This window comes from Methylomonas koyamae, assembly GCF_019669905.1.
Taxonomy (GTDB): Bacteria; Pseudomonadota; Gammaproteobacteria; order Methylococcales; family Methylomonadaceae; genus Methylomonas; species Methylomonas koyamae.
In genome coordinates this window covers 2569219-2586633 of sequence record NZ_AP019777.1, presented here as the reverse complement: position 1 = coordinate 2586633, position 17415 = coordinate 2569219, and the positions used below count along the sequence as shown (strand labels likewise).

Below are 17415 nucleotides of genomic sequence, written 5' to 3'. Positions count from 1 at the left end.
ATTTTTGTTTTATCGATTCTTAATAATTGTGTTTACCAAAAAAACAAATGCATCCCATGTTGATGATTTAGAAGGGTCTTTAATCTCTTCGATTCGGTTTTGTAGTTTTTTTATAGAGTCTCTTTGTGAGTTTATATATTCTTCGAGATCAGCTATTAAATGGTGTTTTTGTATATATTGCTCTGGGTGTACTAATGAAAATGGCTTAGATATAGCGCTGTCCCTGAGTGTCTCGTAATTTTTAACTAAATCGTTTTTTATATATATAAAAATATTTTGCCTGTACCAAAACTCAATATCTGAATCATTCCATAATTTTAGTCTTAAGTAATCGATGGGCGTATATCCTGCTGCTACAAACTTATCAGACCAATATTCTGGCCATTGTTCGTTAATATGGTTTTCGCCGCCTTGATACGGTAGAGCTGCCGAAAATATAATTACGTCGCTCAGAGATGTTAAAGAAGATACAAAAGTATTAGCAGCTATGTCCGGAATGTGCTCCGCAACCTCAAGTGAAATAGCTAGATCGAATTTTCGATCAAGCAAGATTGGTTTTTCCAAATCAGCAGCGAGAAAGTTGGCTTCATTAATTAATAACTTATTCTTTTCTACATATGGGCCATCAATTCCTAGAATATCATCAATGCCCATTTCAATAAATGCAGATAACCAGGTTCCAATTCCGCATCCTAAATCTACAACGGACTGCGGTGATAAAATTTCATTAATAATCGGGACAATAGCCTTTGCGGATTTTAAAGAGCCGGTTGATTGGTTGTCATAAAAGCGATCATTATAAATATGCATATTGCCGGGCCGTTTTTGATATAAATAGAAAAAATTTTATTAATATTAATTGGGTTTAATTGGTTATAATATTTTTTTTGATTCTGATTGCAAATCCCAAGTGGATTCAAAATAAACAAACCCCATGCTCTGTTGTCTTGTAATAAGAAAATCATTCGATTCAACGGCGAATTGATATAAGTTTTCTCCGTAATAAGAGATTTTATTTTCTGGTGTTCCTATCCAGACTCTTATTCCATAAAGTCCAGGAAGAAGTGTAGGGTTGTCTATTTGAAAGGTTAGTATATGCAAGCCAGTATTAATATCTACTGGTTTTTCAACTGTTGAATTTGCTGTTATGTAAATGAAATCCGTTGTGTGAACGCCTACCATAAAAGAAATTCTTTTGAGTGGTTTGTGCGCGATTATTTCCATTCGAATAGTGATTGGCGAGTTATAAGTAACGGTTGTGGTGGGTTTTCTATTTTTATCTAAAATACTAATATTTTCGATAGTTAAGTCGTCAGTCGTCATTATATTCGAGTGCAATTTGGCGGACTCATCTAACGCTTTTTTGTTCATTTTGTTTATAAACAAATTAATTGCGTCGGTTGGGTTACCGTCACGAATAACCTTTCCCTTGTCTAAAAGAATTGCACGATTACAAAGTCGCTCTATTATTCTTACTTGATGACTAACTAACAAAACGGTTTTATTTTGTCTGTTAATCATATTTTCCATTCTATCAAAGCATTTGCGTTGAAACGCTAAGTCTCCTACCGCTAAAACCTCATCTACTATCAGAACGTCTGCATCAAGACTTGTAGCGATGGAAAAGCCCAGTTTTACGGTCATGCCCGAACTGTATCGCTTTACAGGGGTGTCAATAAATTGTTCCAATTCAGAAAAATCTATAATTTCGTCTAGCTTTTGCTGAATGGTTTTTTTAGGAATGCCTAAAATCGAGCCATTCAGAAAAATATTTTCCCTGCCAGTCAACTCCGGATTTACACCGGCTCCAACTTCGATTAAAGGCGCAATACTCCCTCTTACCACAACATTTCCTTTGGTGGGTTTGCTGATATTAGCGAGGTGCTTAAGTAGGGTGCTTTTTCCTGCACCATTATGGCCGATGATGCCGACTACTTCTCCTTCCTCGATATGGAAATTAACGTCGTCCAGCGCTTTGAAATTTTCACGTTCTTGAATGGGCTGAAAGGTCAAGCGCCTTAAAGTATTCAGAGCTGTATCCTTGAGGCTTGTCAGGTGGCCTAGTTGGTATTCTTTGGTTAGATGGTTAACTTCTATGATTGCCATACGGACAGGTTAGATTACTTTTATTTTGATGAAGTTTTCTGGTTTGATTAAATAACGTCTGCAAACCAATTTTCAGCCCGCTTAAAAAACCAGTAACTGAATGGAAGTATGGAAAAAGTCAATATCAAACCCGGATAAAGTGCTTGAAAATCCGGTTGTGTAGCCCCTATTAAAGCACGTTGAAACCCATCGATTATTCCGACCAATGGGTTTAAGGTATAGAGCGTATAAAAATGTTCAGACCATTCGCCTGCTGCCCGTTCCGTCAGTAGCTTCTTTTGCACTAAGCTCAGTGGATAAATAACTGGGGAACCGTACATCAATAACGATAAGCCAATCGGTATGGCTTGCGCGATGTCACGGTAATAGACATTCATTGCCGCACCGAAAAAGCTGATTGTCAACGCCACGACCATTGTGTAAAGCACAAAAACCGGTATCCAGAAAGCATATACCGTCGGTATTATTTTATAGTAAATCATCATGCCGGCTAGGATGCCGAAGCTGATTCCTAGCTCCACTACTTTTGTCACCATCGCTGTCAGCGGAAAAATTTCCCGCGGGAAATATATTTTTTTAATTAAGGCTGCATTTGAGGTAACGCTATTTACACCTTCCGATACTGACTCCTGAAAAAAAACCCAAGGAATTAATGCGGCAAAGGTAATTAAAGGGTAGGGTAAGCCGCCGGTTTCGATGCCCACAAAGCCTTTGACTATCGTAAATACGAGCATTAGCATGACAGGCTTCAATACCGCCCAAAGAATGCCGAGATAAGCTTGCTTGTATCGAATAACGATATTTTTATAAGTTAGGGCGGCAATCAGTTCTCTGTAGTCGTAAAGATTTTTTATAATACGGAGCATCGTAAGTTGGCAGCTAAACGGGATATTATTGGGATTTTGACGGCTTTTTAAGCTTGGAAAGGCGTTTCAAAAGAGGTTTGGAGTCCGGTTTTTTTTCAAGACCCTGCTCCAAAATAGTTATTGCGTCACTAGTTTTATTCAGCTTGAGATAAATATCGCTTAAAGCCGCATAGGACATCCAGGTCTTTGGACTGCGCTCGATGCTTTTTTGGTACATCTCAATCGCGCTCTTATAATCTTCTAAGGCTTCGTGAACTTTTCCAATGTCGTAATACATTTTTGGAAGTAATACGAAATTCGGTGAGATTCCGTGATGAAGCGGATAGATCATCTCAGCGAGCGCTCCTTTAAGTCTAGATTTCCTTTCAGTTTTATCCGATGTTTGCCAGGCTAAGTTGTACGTGAATAATCCCGCGCAATAGTGATGTATTCCTCCATTTCCGGCTAAACGTTTTTCCCACATTTGAGCGCGTGCTGTTCCCACATTGCCTTCTTGGTGCATTTCTTTGCAAAAGATGGGTAATCCCATGTAATCCAGGTCGGTTTTCGGATACTCGGCAGACGCTAAGTTTGGAATCAATCCGCTACAATAAAATACTACTTTTAATATATTGATGTATAAATTTGATTTCATGGCGTCAATATGTGTGTTGAGCTATGATTAAAGTTTTAGCTTAATATTTCGCGGTATATCATTTGCACCTTTTTTGTGTGCGACTTTATCGCAAACATTTCAAAAGCTTTCTGTTTTGCGTTCTTTCCCAATTGGTCGGCAAGACTGTTATCGTTAAATACTCTTAAAACGGCATCACAAAAGTCGCGATGATCTTTGGCTTTGAATAGCAGCCCGGTTGTTCTTTCTTCAAGCATTTCAGCAGCGCCACCATGATTGGGACCTACTACAGGCCTACCCATGGCCATGGACTCAATAACTACCGTACCCAACGGTTCCGGATCGGTCGATGCGGACACCACAATATCCAGGCCATTATAAACAGCTTCCATTTTGTCTGTATGGCCGGTGAAAACAATTGTACTTTCCAAATCTTCGGTCGTTACGCGTTCTCTCAATCTGTTTTCATATTCTATACAATCATCCGGCGTTCCGCCGATAATAGGCATTTTTAAATTTGGTATTTTTTCCTTTAAAATTTTTGCAGCATCGATAAATAAATCCTGCCCTTTCCATGGAATTAATAAGCCAACTAATCCGACAACATAGGCATCTTCTGGAATATGGTATTTCTGTCTGAACAACCGGCCGTCCGCGTTCAAGTCGAGTTGGTCTAAGTTTATTCCGTCATAAACCACCTGCATTTTCGCATCGGGAATTCCCAATAATTCTCGCATCCGATCCGCAACCCAATTCGACACAGGGATAAAAAAGTCCGGTAACCGGTAGAAGATTTTTGCAGCCTTGAAAGGCACAGGGTTACTTCTGATATGGCAGATGCTGGGGATGCCAAGCGTTTTGGCAACCAATAATGCGGCGCGATTGCAAACAGGGTCGTTGTTGGCGTGGATTAAATCGGCCTCGAATCGCCATGCGGTCCAAAGTAACGATATGAAAAACGGTAGAAAGTTAAAAATATCGTCCGCCCGGGCAATAATTTGATTGGCTATAAAGTTGAATGCTGGGATTTTATTGAGTGATGTAGCCGTTTTAAGTTTATTGCGCCATGCTACCGCGTCAAAATGGTGATCAGGTATGTGTTTCCAAAGCGCGTCTTGGGCGATTTCTTCGTATTGCGGCCCGGTTCTGCCGGTAATTACCATGGGCAGAAAAAGTTCACGATCCAGATTTCTGGCTAGATGTCGCAAACAAATGATGGCGCCGCCATAACCGATGCCGTTTTCGACAAACAGAATCCGTTTGGGTTTAGCTCCGTTTTTCATAACGCCTATTCTTTGACACGTTTAAAAAATAATACATGATTTGGCTTTAACCAATTATTTGTTTAAATTTTCGTAGTTGGGCAACTAAAAAAGACGGCAAGGTTGATGCAATTAAATAGGCAACCGAACGCGAGGTTAATTGTTGTTTTAAGCTCGATATAAATGCCTTTCTAGCCAAATTGGCTTGGTTATTCACGAAATACCAATAACCCAGATTCCAAAACGCATCCGATACTAATTGGTTTGGATCAAGGCCCTGGCGTTTCAGTTGTTGTTGTGAAAACGCGCGAACGGACTCCATCACTTTTGTCAGATCGAGCAGCATGCTTTCGTTGGCAGAGGTTGCGTTATTGCCGTGTTGCCGGCGCAACATTAAACACAGTGACAAACAACTGATCGGATGATGGGTAGCAATTTTTGCCCATAGTTCCAAATCTTCGCCAAAGCGAATAGCTGAATTGAATCCGCCCGCGGCAATCAAGATATCCCGCTTTGCCAATACCGTGCCGGTCGGAATGAAGTTTTTTGTTACTAATCTAGCCAGGGCATTAGGTATTGCTTGGCCTGCTAGTTCCCGAAAATCCTCCAGCATGCCGTGTTTTGCTAAAACGGATTCGGTGATAATGTCGTCGTCATTATCGATCTCCGTCATGTCTCCGGCCACTAATACGAGTTCCGGGTATTTTTCCAATATCGTTTTTTGTAAGGCAATTTTGTTTTCGGTCCATTGGTCGTCGGCGTCCAAAAATGCGATCCAATCCCCTGTCGCCAGTTCCATGCCTTTATTGCGCGCCGCTGAGGGGCCTTGATTGGCTTGTTTGTAGTAGACGATGTTTCCGGGCAATGAATGTACAACCGCTTCGGTAGCGTCGGTTGAGCCGTCGTCGACGATAATAATTTCCGCGACCGGCTCAGTCTGCGCTTCAATGCTGGCGATTGCGGCTTTAATGAATTTTGCGCTGTTGTAAGCAGGGATGACTGCGCTGATTTTCATTAGCTTATTTCGCTACCCATTTTTAATGCCGGTTTTGCAGATTATCCAAGCTGGAAGGCATAAGCCCGTCATATATCCGATCAAAGCTAATTTTCTATGGCGGTAGTATAGCCTATATAAGAACGCGCCCAATTTTCGCTGGCCGCGAGCCGGGTTCAGGGCTGGCCAACGCTTGCCATTGAAGCGATTGATCATTTCGAGTGATTGATCTGATAGCGTTCCCGCCAGTTCGGCAGAAGATAGAAATCGGACTCTCGGGAAACTATCGGTTATGGCCGATAACAAGCGGTCCAAGCCCGCAATGGCATTGCTGCATTCCGTTTCCGAGCGGGTAAAGTTGTAACGATGGGTTGAGATACTGATCGGTGCAGCTTGGAGATAGGCGATTTCGGCCTCAGCTATTGCGCTGGCTACGGTATTTTTCCCGTCTACCGGTTCGTACATCACGTTACGGACCAAATAGGTTTGGCCAAAGCGACTTTTGTTACCGACGCGGATAATCGGAGGATCCTGCCGATAACGGCCGGATTGGTCGCGGCCGGTGCAACGGTAACCTGCCGTTTGGATCGCGATGATATTTTGTTTGTTCCAGTGTGCTTCGATATTGTCGCTCCACAGATAGCAGGGCGCGACGGTACTAACACTCGGGGCGCCGAACATGCGCTGGAAGCTGGCGGCGGCAAGTTCGATGATGTTTTGTGCCTCGGCGGAGTCGACTGGCGAGGTTGGCAATGCGCTACCGTCTACGTAATGGCCTTGTAGCGGCGAATCCAACGATTCCCAGTCCGACCAGTCGGCGGTGGCTTTAGCCGCGGCCAAGCGTGGGTCGTCTTGACAGTATAATCTGGCGAAAGCTGCGCCGTTAAGATGCTCAAGTCCGTGCAATTGTGGCGTCAAAATGTCTCGAGCTATACCGTCTTTCAATGTTTGATAGATCACCGGAAAATCGGTGTCCAGCATTTTTCTGCGATATTCGCCTGCGACGGCGATATTTTCTAAATCGGGTACGGCCAGGACCATGTCCGCAGTCAGAACAGCGTTGCGTCCCACGGTATCTCGATGCCGGGCCAGCATATCCAGCAGCTGTTGGAGCCGATTAGCGTGAAACTCGGCGCCGGGTCCCCAATCGTCGCTTTCGATCAAGACCGGCGTGTCGGCAAAATAAGCTTCGTTCCAGGTCGATATGAACAGTTCTTTTTTCCATAACCATAAGCCGGCGATGCAAGCCGACCAGAAACCCAGAATAAACAAAATTGCCATATTTTCGATCGATAATTTAAAGTGCCGTGGCGGCAAACTATAACGCGCTACACTTTTCATCCTAGCAGAGATTCCCGTTCTCGCCGAACCGGTAACGCTCTCGGTAACGAGTACCTGATATATTTTGCGGCCAATTATGGTGTTATGAATCGTCTATTTGTTCAATCCGAGGGCATAATGCGGAAAAAAAATGGTTTAGAGGTAAGAACGGCGGAGAAATTTTTATGACCACTCCGATTGGTTTGCCGCTGCATTGGCGAAAACCGCTGGCCGTTACGCTGGTGGTGACGGTGTTTTCGTTGCTGGTATTTGCCGAAACATGGGCATCGATTGTGGCAATTTGGTCGCGTTCGGAAACCTTTACCCATGGCTTTTTGGTGGCGCCGACCAGCTTATGGCTGATTTGGCTGCGAAGGCAGCAATACCGCAACCTGCAAGCGCAATTCAGTTGGTTCGGCCTGTTAGGCGCGGTGGCGGGGGGTTTCCTTTGGTTGGTGGCGGATCTGGTCCACGTTTTGGTGGTACAGCAGTGGGCTGTGGTTGGAATCCTGGTCAGCAGCCTGTGGGCGGTGTTGGGAACGAATGTCATATCCAGCATGTTGTTCCCGATTTTGTTTTTGTTTTTGATGGTTCCTTTCGGCGAAGCCTTTATTCCGCCTTTGATGGACTATACCGCGACTTTTGTCGTTTCTTTGCTGCGTTTGACCGGCATCAGCGTTTACCGGGAGGGCTTATTTTTTACGTTAACCTCCGGAAATTGGTCGGTGGTTGAGGGCTGCAGCGGTTTACGTTACCTGATTTCGTCGTTTACCTTGGGGGCTGTTTACGCCTATCTCAATTACACCAGTAACAAAAAACGCGCCGTATTTATTGCAGTTTCTTTTCTGGCGCCCATCATCGCAAACGGCTTTCGCGCCTATATGATCGTGATGATAGGTCATTTAAGCAGCATGAAATTGGCGACCGGGGTGGATCACATCGTCTACGGCTGGGTGTTTTTCGGCATTGTCATGTTCGCTCTGTTTTATCTCGGTTCGTTTTGGCACGATGCGCCGCTCAGTTTGGCAGTAAATGCACCGGAAGAGCGTGGCGCTGCCGCAACAATTGCTTCCCAGCCTAGTTATGGCTGGTTCGGCTTGGCGGCCATCGTAGTTTGCCTGGCGATTTGGCCGCCGATTTCTCAGGGCCTGTCCGGCTTGCAGAATAGCAATGTGGTGGTTCCGGTGAGATTCAGCCAGCCGCAGCTCGATAACTGGCAGCCAGCGGATGCGCCGGATTGGGGGTGGGAACCGAATTTCAAAGGCGTTGTTGCCGAATCGCGAACTTTTTTGAACGATGGGCAAACCTTAGTTGGCCTTTACTTCGCCAACTTCGGCGATGAAAGCCAAGGCGGCGAGCTGGTCAACTCGCAGAACTATTTGGTCCCGCAAAAACACAAGATTTGGCGAATGCTGCGCGACAGCGATCATCCGGTCGCATGGGCGTCAGGCGAGTCCGTCGTCGTCGAAGAGGCGGTCTTGAACAGCAGTCAACGCGACTTATTGGTATGGCGCTGGTTCCGAGTCGGCGACAAAACCACCGACAACGCCTATCTGGCCAAGTGGTGGCAACTGGTCAAGCGCCTGAGCGGGGATTCGGCGCCGGAGCTGTTGGTTGTGCTCTACACCGAAACCGCGAATCAAGATTTCGATACGGCGCGGGATAAATTAAGGCAAATAGCCTTGGCCTGCTGCAGTTGAGTTCGGCAAACCGGAATGCACGGCTAGCGACGCTTGACGGTTCTGGCCGCGCGGATGTTAGACTACCAATACCCTTGTTTAAATTTGTGAAGGAAAACTTATGATACCGGTAATTTTGTCAGGCGGTTCCGGAACCCGGCTTTGGCCATTGTCGCGCGGCCAATATCCCAAACAATTTTTACCCTTGGTTTCCGGGGCGACGATGATCCAGGAGACCATGCTCAGGCTGGACGGCTTGGCTGGGTTGCAGCCGCCCATCGCGGTTTGTAACGAGGACCACCGCTTCATGATGGCCGAGCAAATGAGGGAAATCGGTATCAAGCCGGCGGCTATCATTCTGGAGCCGGTCGGCAAAAATACGGCGCCGGCCGTGGCTATGGCCGCATTGAGCGCCGGTTCCGAGGAAGACGTTTTATTGATCCTGCCGGCCGACCATGTCGTCGCCGACCGGCCATCGTTTCATCGCGCGGTAATCCAGGCCGAGCAACTGGCCAAGCAGGATTTGTTGGTCACCTTCGGCATCGTCGCCAGCGAACCGGAGACCGGTTACGGCTATATCAAACGCGGCAATGTGCGTTACGGCGAAGCTTATAAAGTCGATGCCTTTGTCGAAAAACCGGATTTACAGACGGCGCAACGCTACCTTGACAGCGGCGAATATTTTTGGAATAGCGGTATGTTCGCGTTTAAAGCCGGTTGTTTCTTGCGCGAATTGGAAAAATTCAATCCGGAAATGCTGCGAGTGTGCCGGGAAGCGTTGGCGGCCGCCAAGCCGGACTTGGATTTCGTGCGGCTGGACAAGCAGATTTTTGCGACGTGCCCGTCCGATTCGATCGACTATGCGGTCATGGAAAAAACCGACAAAGCGGCGGTGATTCCGTTGGACGCCGGTTGGAACGACGTCGGTTCTTGGTCGGCACTGTGGGACGTCACCGCCAAGGACGAAACCGGCAATGCGATCAAAGGCGACGTACTGACGGTCGATACCCGTAATTCCTACATCCATTCCGGCAACAAATTGGTGGCCGTGATCGGTGTCGACAATTTGATCGTGGTCGAGACCGACGATGCGGTGATGATTGCCGCCAAAGACCGGGTACAAGACGTCAAGGATATCGTCGATCAACTGAAAAAAGCCAAACGTAGCGAGGCCAACGTGCACCGCAAGGTTTACCGGCCTTGGGGCCATTACGATTTGGTCGACAGCGGCGACCGGCACCAGACCAAACGTATCGTGGTTAAGCCCGGAGCGAAATTATCGGTGCAGAAACATCACCACCGCGCGGAACATTGGGTCGTGGTGAAAGGTACCGCCTGGGTCGAAAAGAACGGCGAAAAAATTCTGGTGTCGGAAAACGAATCGATCTACATCCCGCTCGGTGTGGTTCACAGTTTGGAAAATCCGGGCGTGATTCCGCTGGAAATGGTCGAAGTGCAATCCGGCAGCTACTTGGGCGAAGACGATATTGTGCGCTACGAAGATCAGTACGGGCGAATCTAGTGCCGTTGCGTAGTATTCTCCAATAAACTTCCCATCAACGCCGCGCGGCAGTTTGGCGCGGCGGCTCGCATAATATCCGACAACGTTCGGCATTCGTTTTCCCGGAGTTGCTCTTGTCTCTGCAAACGGTCAATGACCTTTTGAAAAAACACAAGCTCGTCGAGGGCATGTTGCACAACCAGCCGATGCCGCGCCGCAAGTTAATTACGGCTCTGGTGCAAAAACAGCACATGGTCGAGTTGCGCAGCTTGCTGGCCCGGCTGTCCGCCATCGAAATCGGCCAGATATTGCATGCCTTGGAGTTGGAAGACGCCCGGCTGGTCTGGGAGCAGGTGGAGGAAAACCGCCAGGACGACGTGTTGTGGGAGCTTTCCGATACGTTACGCGAACAATTGGTGGGCGATCGCGAGCCGCATTGCGGCGTCGGCCAAATGAGCGCATTCGAACTGGTGGAGGGCCGTTTGTCGAAAGTGGCTATCACCTGTCGCCACGATTTGTACGAAATCAAGCCGATTTGGATCGACTTATTGGCGCCGACCAAGGCGCAACGGCAACTGATCGGCCAACATTTCGGCTTGGAACTGCCCGATCCGCTGGATTTGACCGACCTCGAGGCCAGCGCCCGGTTCTACGTCGAAGACCAGCATGAAATCCATATCCATTCGGATTTTTTGTTGGACAGGGAAGGGAAGTCGCGCAGCGTCCCGGTGGCCTTCGTCTTATCGGGCGATATGTTGTTTTCGGTGCGCAACGAGGAGTTGCCGGTATTTAGGCTTCAGCGCTTGCGGGCGCGAACCCAGCCTGGATTTGTTTCGGATTCCAAGGATATGCTGCTGGATTTATACGGTGCCGAGGCGGAATATTCGGCCGACGCGCTGGAAAATATTTACGAGCAGTTGGAAAGCGTCAGTAAAAAAGTACTGAGCCAGGATATCAGCGACGAAGAAGCGGCCGAGATATTGACCGATATTGCCGAAGAAGAGGATTTAAACGGCCGTATCCGCCGTAATATGTTGGATACCCAGCGCGCCGTGTCGTTTTTGATCCGGCGCAAACTGCTCAATCCGACGCAGTTGGAAGACGCTCAGCAAATTCTGCGCGATATCGAGTCGTTAAACAGCCATACTGCATTCTTGTTCGATAAAATCAATTTCTTGATGGATGCGACGGTCGGTTTTATCAATATCAACCAGAACAAGGTGATCAAAATCTTTTCGGTCGCCTCGGTAGCAATGTTGCCGCCAACCCTGATCGCCAGCATTTACGGCATGAATTTCGAATATATGCCTGAATTGAAATGGATGCTGGGCTATCCGTTTGCGTTAGGGTTGATGACTATTTCCGTGCTGTTGCCTTATATATATTTCAAACGTAAAGGCTGGCTTCGATAAGAATTTCGCAGTACGTCACAATTTGTCCGCTGAAAACCACAAACTGCGACAAAATGCCACATTTAAAATCGCCATTCCGCCAACTATGATTTATCCAACTTTTTCGGTTTAGTTTGACAGCTAAAAGTTGCGTTATATTTCTTCCTATTGCTCTGAGGCGATTATCCAGTGGTAATCGCCTTTTTTTGGCCGGAGAAATTAATCCACCGGTTTGAATTTAACCAATTTGACCGCGTTGTCGTCGCGTTTGACGATTTCCATGACATGGCCGTGCAGCTTGATACTGGTACCGGGTTCGGGGATGGTTTCCATATATTCGATAATCAAGCCGTTCAGGGTTTTCGGGCCTTCGGTCGGCAAATCCCATTGGGTGACCCGGTTCAATTCGCGAATGGTGACGCCGGCGTCGACTAAATAGCTGCCGTCCTTCTGCGCTTTGATGTCAGGCTCTTCCAAAGCCAGTTCCCCGACGATTTCCTGCAACAGGTCGTCCAAGGTAACCAAGCCCAACACGTCGCCGTATTCGTCGACGACCAGGCCGATCCGCAATTTCTCAGCCTTGAAAATCTGCATTTGCTTGTGAATCGAGGTACTGGCCGGAATGAAAAACGGTTTGGCCAGGCTGTTGACTATGCTTTGCTTGTCCAATGTCGAGTGGCTGATGCGGGACAGAGCGGTGCGAATGTGCAAAAAACCGATGACCCGGTCGATGTTCTTTTTGTAAACCGGCAACCGCGTGTGCGGGCTGTCTTGCAGTTGGCGAATGATGTCTTCTATCGACTCTTCCAAATCGATGCCGACAATATCGTTGCGGTGGGTCATGATGTCGGTCACGCTGGCCGATTCCAGGTCCAGGATGCTCATCAGCATGTTTCGGTAGCGAGGCGGAAGCTGGTGGTTGGCTTGAGACACCAGGCTTTTCAATTCGTCTTTGTTCAAAGGCTCGGCTACCGCACCGGCTTTGCTGGTTTTGATGCCGAATAGCCGCAGCAGCCCGCTGGAAATCAAGTTAATGGCCCATACCACCGGGTAAAACACTTTCAATAAGGGGACGTAGAACCAAGACGAAAAGAAGGCCAGCAATTCCGGTTTCAGCGTGCCCAGCGTTTTCGGCGTAACCTCGGAAAACACCAGAATCGCTAACGTCAACAAAGCCATGGCGGCCGGGATGGCCTGATTACCACCTATACGGATCGCAATCACGGTCGTCAGTGCGGCGGCGAGGATGTTGACGAAATTGTTGCCGATCAGAATCAAGCCGAGCAGGCGCTCGGGCCTTTTCAGAAGTCGATGGGTTTTAACGGCGCCTTTGTGTTTTTTTTTGACGAGATGCTGTAACCGGTAACGGTTCAGCGTCATCAAAGCGGTTTCCGAGCCCGAGAAAAATGCGGATATTACCAATAATACCGCCAGCATACCGAACAGTATACTTAGGGAGATGTCGTTCAAAACAAACGTACTCAGGATTGTGCAACAAGACCTTAGTTTCTATGCTGGGTAAAATTTGTCAAGCCGAAAACCGCGCGCTTGCTGGCTGCATTTGTCCGGGATTGAACTAAACTACATCAACTAGACGGTGCAATCGGCTGAAATCTTGCGGTTTTGACAAGCCTCGGGATCGATGCTTAACTTAAAATTCGGTTGTCCCCTTCCTTCGTATACATTAAGTAGTTGCAGAGAATATAAGCATGGCTTTGCCGGAAATTTTGCTGGTCGACGATAACCCTAACCGCGCACAACAGGTCGAAACGGTGCTCCGGTTTCTGGAATATCGGGTGGTAGCGGTAAGCGGCAACCAATATGAAGCGGCATTGAACCAACGCGACGATTTCGCTGCCGTGTTCGTCGGCAGCGGCGAACGCCAGGCCAGTCTGATCAAAGCGATTGCCGACGCCGTCGGCGAAACGCCGTTGATTCTGTTGACGGAAGCCGGTAGCAGCCAGCAGTTGCTCAGCAGCATCCAGCAATTGGTCAGTAAAGTGCTGGAATGGCCGACCGTTTATCCGGTATTGATCGACATACTGGACGAGCTGCCCAAACCCGAACCGTCTTCGAAAAAGCCGCAAGCCAACAAAGGGCTGGCCGGCGTCAGCAAGGCGGTACAAAAAACCCGGGAATTGATCGACCAGGTGGCCAAATCCGATGCGACGGTGCTGATTTTGGGCGAATCCGGTACCGGTAAAGAGGTCGTCGCTCAAGCCTTGCATCGGGCGTCGCCGCGCCGGGATCGGCCGTTCGTGCCAGTCAATTGCGGTGCGATTCCGGGCGAATTGTTGGAAAGCGAATTGTTCGGCCACGAAAAAGGCGCATTTACCGGTGCCTTAACTTCCCGTCAGGGCCGGTTCGAAATGGCCGAAGGCGGCACGTTATTTCTGGACGAGATCGGCGATATGCCGATGCCGATGCAGGTCAAACTGCTCCGCGTGTTGCAGGAACGCACTTTCGAGCGGGTAGGCAGCAATAAAACCATACACTGCGACGTGCGCATTATCGCCGCGACCCACCGCCATCTGGAGCAGGAAATAGCCGAAAAACGCTTTCGCGAGGATTTGTTCTACCGCTTGAACGTGTTTCCGATCGAAGTGCCGGCATTGCGCGAGCGGGCGGAAGACATCCCGTATTTGATCAACGATTTGATTGCCAGAATGGAAGCCGCCAACCGCGGCAGCGTCACCTTAACGCCGCGGGCGGTTGCGGTACTGATGCAGCACAGTTGGCCCGGTAACGTGCGCGAGCTGTCCAATTTGATCGAACGTCTAGCTATCGTCAGCCCCGATTCGCCGGTCGATGCCGCCGATTTGCCGGAAAAATTCCAGGCATACGAAGTACCCGATACCGTGCAATTGCAGCTTCCCGAGCCCGAGATTCACGTGATTAGGCCGGCGGCGCGCGAGGCCTTGACCAAACCGATAGCCGGTGCGCCCGCCGTGCAGTTGCCGGAGCAAGGCATCGATTTGAAGGAATATTTGACCGACCTGGAAAACGAACTGATACGCCAGGCCTTGGAAGAATGCAACGGCGTGGTCGCCCATGCCGCCAAATTGCTGAACATGCGTAGAACCACGCTAGTGGAAAAATTGCGCAAAGTGGATACCGCCTGACCGGTTTGCCCGCTAACCACCTCTGCTAGCATCTTCGCCCCGCTTGGGTGCTAGACTAAGGCTTTGCCAGCCATCAGCCTTTTACCATGTCCGATACCCGTATGCCGGAGCCAGCAAACGCCGAAATCAGCCCCAATCTGGGGATTATTCCCGAAATCGTCGGCTACGCTGAAGAAATCAGCGCCTGGCGCCGGCGTATCCACGCTCATCCCGAGCTGTGCTACGAGGAAGTCGCTACCGCCGATTTCGTTGCCGAAAAACTGGCGGAATGGGGGATACCGCTGCATCGAGGCTTGGGCAAAACCGGTGTGGTCGGTGTGGTCAAATCCGGCACGTCGCCGAAAGCGATCGGCCTCAGAGCCGACATGGATGCGCTGCCGATCCACGAGCAAAACCGCTTCGCCCACGCCTCGGTTTATCCCGGCAAAATGCACGCTTGCGGCCACGACGGCCATACCGCAATGTTGTTGGCCGCCGCCCGATATTTGGCTACTCAACGCAACTTCGACGGCACCGTGTATCTCATTTTTCAACCGGCGGAAGAGGGCGGTGGCGGCGGCGACGCGATGATCCGCGACGGTTTGTTCGAGCGCTTCCCGATGCAGGCCGTGTTCGGCATGCATAATTGGCCGGGTTTGCCGGCAGGCAGTTTTGCGGTCAGTCCGGGACCGGTGATGGCGTCGTTGAATACGTTCCGCATTGAGGTCAACGGCAAAGGCTGCCACGCCGCGCTACCGCACTTGGGTTTGGACCCAACGCCGGTTGCCGCACAAATCATTTTGGCGCTGCAAACGATTTTGACCCGCAACGCCAACCCTCTGGAGGCGGGACTGATTTCGGTGACGATGGTGCATATCGGCGAAGCCACCAACGTCATTACCGACCGTTGCGAACTGGCCGGTACGGTGCGGACGTTTTCCGCCGAGCTGCTGGATTTGATAGAAGCCCGAATGGCCGAAATCGTGCGCCATACCTGTCTGGCGCACGGCATGGAAGGCGTTTTCGAATTGACCCGCAGCTATCCGCCCACCGTGAACCACGCCGAACAGGTCGCCGTGTCGCGGCAAGTCATGGCCGCCATCGTCGGCGAGGAACTGGTGTTCGCGCAGCAACCGACCATGGGCGCCGAGGATTTTGCCTTCATGCTACAGCGCGTACCCGGCAGCTATTGTTTCATCGGCAACGGCGCAGGCGGCCACCGCTTGGCGGACCACGGCGCCGGTCCATGCACATTACATAACGCCAGTTACGACTTTAACGACGCGATCTTGCCGCTGGGTGCCAGTTACTGGGTCAGATTGGCCGAAACCTGCCTGGCGCCGGCCTGACAGTCGGGTGACACTTGCGCACGAACGCCTGACAATTCTGGCAGTACGGTCGGAAAGTGGCCGCATCGACGGCGCATCCGGCCGGCTGCAAGCGTTTGATTGGCAATAAGACTTGAACGGCTGGCGCGGGCTATGCTGCACCCAGGGTGTTTTCCTAAAACCTAATGGTGATCGCCATGCAAGCACTGAACGAAATGACCGAACTCGGCTACACCCGGACCATGTTCATCGAAAACCTGAGCCACCAATTCATCGCCGTAACCGGTTGCGGCGTCTACGCCTATTTGGACCCGGTGGATGTCAACGGCCTGTTTAACAATTACGTCAGCGATACGCTGCCGATCGACGCGTTCATCCGCCAATGCGTGCGGGACGTGTTGAAGTGAATTTTCGAATGGTTGCAGGCGAGGTATTCCGGCGGCAACTATGCCGGTTCCGGATTACCTTGCTATTCTCGCTTCCCTGCGCTCAGTTCCGGGCAAAAGACAATTGGTAGCCCGTCAAAAACACCTGCTTTTCCAGCGTCTCGCTGATATTCGGAATCGATACTTGCCGGCTGCCGGTGGCGATCAACACTAGATGCCATTCTTCGCCGGACTCGTTTTTAGACATCGAAATCGAACCTTCCGCCAACCGGTAACCCATGCTGTTCGCCAGCTGCGCTAGCTCGGCTGGCTGCGGATGGTGGCCGGGCTTGAAGCGTAGCAACACCGCAATCGCGTGGCGCGAGGGCAGGACGGCTTCGATCCAGCCGCCCCAAATCATCGTGGCCGATGCAATCAAAGCCAGCACGATGGCCGCCAAGTAGAACCCGGAACCGCACAGGATGCCGATGGCCGACGAGGCCCAAATCGACGCAGCCGTAGTCAGGCCGCTGATATTCAGACCTTCCTTCATGATCACGCCGGCACCGAGAAAGCCGATGCCGGTAACGATGCCCTGAATCACCCGGGTTGGGTCGGCCGTCGCGGTCAGCGGCAGCAAGCCGCCGAACCAAAATTGCGGGTAGCCGACGATGACCGTCACGGCCGCCGAGGCCATACAGACCAGTCCATAGGTGCGCATGCCGGCGGCGCGGCCGTGGTAGGAGCGTTCGTAGCCGACCACCATGCCCAACAACAACGCACCGACGATGTTCATTAAAATCACGGCGCTGGCCTCGAGCTGGGCTGTAGACCAATACGAAATCAGACGGTCGGGAGAGATCGGATTCATCGCCGAATTACCGATATG

At 49.9% G+C, this 17415-nt stretch carries 15 protein-coding genes; 6 read left to right on the top strand and 9 right to left on the bottom strand.

The features are described 5' to 3' along the window. Nucleotides 1-9: 9 nt before the first annotated feature. The 7 genes from MKFW12EY_RS11625 to MKFW12EY_RS11595 form a co-directional block, all read right to left on the bottom strand. Nucleotides 10-810, bottom strand: coding sequence for a class I SAM-dependent methyltransferase (locus MKFW12EY_RS11625; RefSeq protein ID WP_221053037.1), 801 nt, complete (start codon nt 808-810; stop codon nt 10-12). Nucleotides 811-873: 63 nt separating this feature from the next. Continuing rightward, nucleotides 874-2106, bottom strand: a complete 1233-nt coding sequence (locus tag MKFW12EY_RS11620; protein ID WP_054758800.1) for an ABC transporter ATP-binding protein — start codon at nt 2104-2106, stop codon at nt 874-876. 47 nt (nt 2107-2153) lie between these two features. Then, a complete protein-coding gene (locus tag MKFW12EY_RS11615; RefSeq protein ID WP_221053036.1) occupies nt 2154-2972 on the bottom strand; it encodes an ABC transporter permease in 819 nt (272 codons plus the stop codon). 25 nt (nt 2973-2997) lie between these two features. After that, nucleotides 2998-3606, bottom strand: a complete 609-nt coding sequence (locus MKFW12EY_RS11610; protein ID WP_082880891.1) for a tetratricopeptide repeat protein — start codon at nt 3604-3606, stop codon at nt 2998-3000. Between the two features lie 35 nt (nt 3607-3641). Continuing rightward, nucleotides 3642-4868, bottom strand: coding sequence for a glycosyltransferase family 4 protein (locus MKFW12EY_RS11605; protein ID WP_221053035.1), 1227 nt, complete (start codon nt 4866-4868; stop codon nt 3642-3644). A gap of 46 nt (nt 4869-4914) precedes the next feature. Further along, the gene (locus MKFW12EY_RS11600) at nt 4915-5862 is read right to left on the bottom strand and encodes a glycosyltransferase family 2 protein (protein ID WP_054758795.1); all 948 of its coding nucleotides are present in this window, start codon (nt 5860-5862) and stop codon (nt 4915-4917) included. A gap of 12 nt (nt 5863-5874) precedes the next feature. Further along, a complete protein-coding gene (locus MKFW12EY_RS11595) occupies nt 5875-7005 on the bottom strand; it encodes a hypothetical protein (RefSeq protein ID WP_245006286.1) in 1131 nt (376 codons plus the stop codon). Between the two features lie 341 nt (nt 7006-7346). On the opposite strand from MKFW12EY_RS11595, the gene xrtA reads away from it, so the two are divergent. The 3 genes from xrtA to corA all read left to right on the top strand — a co-directional run bounded on the left by xrtA (nt 7347) and on the right by corA (nt 11753). Continuing rightward, on the top strand, nt 7347-8861 hold the full coding sequence (xrtA, locus tag MKFW12EY_RS11590; RefSeq protein ID WP_221053033.1) for an exosortase A: 1515 nt from the start codon (nt 7347-7349) through the stop codon (nt 8859-8861). Between the two features lie 100 nt (nt 8862-8961). Then, on the top strand, nt 8962-10362 hold the full coding sequence (locus MKFW12EY_RS11585) for a mannose-1-phosphate guanylyltransferase/mannose-6-phosphate isomerase (RefSeq protein WP_054758791.1): 1401 nt from the start codon (nt 8962-8964) through the stop codon (nt 10360-10362). 113 nt (nt 10363-10475) lie between these two features. Then, nucleotides 10476-11753 carry a magnesium/cobalt transporter CorA gene (corA, locus tag MKFW12EY_RS11580; protein WP_064021652.1) on the top strand — a complete coding sequence of 426 codons (1278 nt, stop codon included), beginning with the start codon at nt 10476-10478 and terminating at the stop codon, nt 11751-11753. 198 nt (nt 11754-11951) lie between these two features. Here corA and MKFW12EY_RS11575 read toward each other — a convergent pair whose 3' ends face one another. Then, nucleotides 11952-13202 (bottom strand): HlyC/CorC family transporter, encoded by a 1251-nt coding sequence (locus MKFW12EY_RS11575; RefSeq protein WP_054758788.1) that lies wholly within the window; start codon nt 13200-13202, stop codon nt 11952-11954. Nucleotides 13203-13441: 239 nt separating this feature from the next. Between MKFW12EY_RS11575 and MKFW12EY_RS11570 the strand changes: the two genes are divergently transcribed. From MKFW12EY_RS11570 to MKFW12EY_RS11560, 3 genes are all read left to right on the top strand, one after another. After that, nucleotides 13442-14854: a sigma-54 dependent transcriptional regulator gene (locus tag MKFW12EY_RS11570; RefSeq protein ID WP_221053032.1), complete on the top strand. Its 1413-nt coding sequence runs from the start codon at nt 13442-13444 to the stop codon at nt 14852-14854. A gap of 101 nt (nt 14855-14955) precedes the next feature. Next, nucleotides 14956-16182 (top strand): M20 aminoacylase family protein, encoded by a 1227-nt coding sequence (locus MKFW12EY_RS11565; protein WP_221053031.1) that lies wholly within the window; start codon nt 14956-14958, stop codon nt 16180-16182. Nucleotides 16183-16358: 176 nt separating this feature from the next. Continuing rightward, nucleotides 16359-16568 carry a hypothetical protein gene (locus MKFW12EY_RS11560; RefSeq protein ID WP_054758867.1) on the top strand — a complete coding sequence of 70 codons (210 nt, stop codon included), beginning with the start codon at nt 16359-16361 and terminating at the stop codon, nt 16566-16568. Nucleotides 16569-16650: 82 nt separating this feature from the next. Here MKFW12EY_RS11560 and MKFW12EY_RS11555 read toward each other — a convergent pair whose 3' ends face one another. Next, nucleotides 16651-17397, bottom strand: coding sequence for an MgtC/SapB family protein (locus MKFW12EY_RS11555; protein ID WP_221053030.1), 747 nt, complete (start codon nt 17395-17397; stop codon nt 16651-16653). Nucleotides 17398-17415: the final 18 nt, after the last annotated feature.

What these genes read in the sequence shown, in the direction of transcription:
- MKFW12EY_RS11625 (WP_221053037.1), bottom strand. Translation starts at nt 810, where the DNA reads ATGCATATTTATAATGATCGCTTTTATGACAACCAATCAACCGGCTCT.
- MKFW12EY_RS11620 (WP_054758800.1), bottom strand. Translation starts at nt 2,106, where the DNA reads ATGGCAATCATAGAAGTTAACCATCTAACCAAAGAATACCAACTAGGC.
- MKFW12EY_RS11615 (WP_221053036.1), bottom strand. Translation starts at nt 2,972, where the DNA reads ATGCTCCGTATTATAAAAAATCTTTACGACTACAGAGAACTGATTGCC.
- MKFW12EY_RS11610 (WP_082880891.1), bottom strand. Translation starts at nt 3,606, where the DNA reads ATGAAATCAAATTTATACATCAATATATTAAAAGTAGTATTTTATTGT.
- MKFW12EY_RS11605 (WP_221053035.1), bottom strand. Translation starts at nt 4,868, where the DNA reads ATGAAAAACGGAGCTAAACCCAAACGGATTCTGTTTGTCGAAAACGGC.
- MKFW12EY_RS11600 (WP_054758795.1), bottom strand. Translation starts at nt 5,862, where the DNA reads ATGAAAATCAGCGCAGTCATCCCTGCTTACAACAGCGCAAAATTCATT.
- xrtA (WP_221053033.1), top strand. Translation starts at nt 7,347, where the DNA reads ATGACCACTCCGATTGGTTTGCCGCTGCATTGGCGAAAACCGCTGGCC.
- MKFW12EY_RS11585 (WP_054758791.1), top strand. Translation starts at nt 8,962, where the DNA reads ATGATACCGGTAATTTTGTCAGGCGGTTCCGGAACCCGGCTTTGGCCA.
- MKFW12EY_RS11570 (WP_221053032.1), top strand. Translation starts at nt 13,442, where the DNA reads ATGGCTTTGCCGGAAATTTTGCTGGTCGACGATAACCCTAACCGCGCA.
- MKFW12EY_RS11565 (WP_221053031.1), top strand. Translation starts at nt 14,956, where the DNA reads ATGCCGGAGCCAGCAAACGCCGAAATCAGCCCCAATCTGGGGATTATT.
- MKFW12EY_RS11560 (WP_054758867.1), top strand. Translation starts at nt 16,359, where the DNA reads ATGCAAGCACTGAACGAAATGACCGAACTCGGCTACACCCGGACCATG.
- MKFW12EY_RS11555 (WP_221053030.1), bottom strand. Translation starts at nt 17,397, where the DNA reads ATGAATCCGATCTCTCCCGACCGTCTGATTTCGTATTGGTCTACAGCC.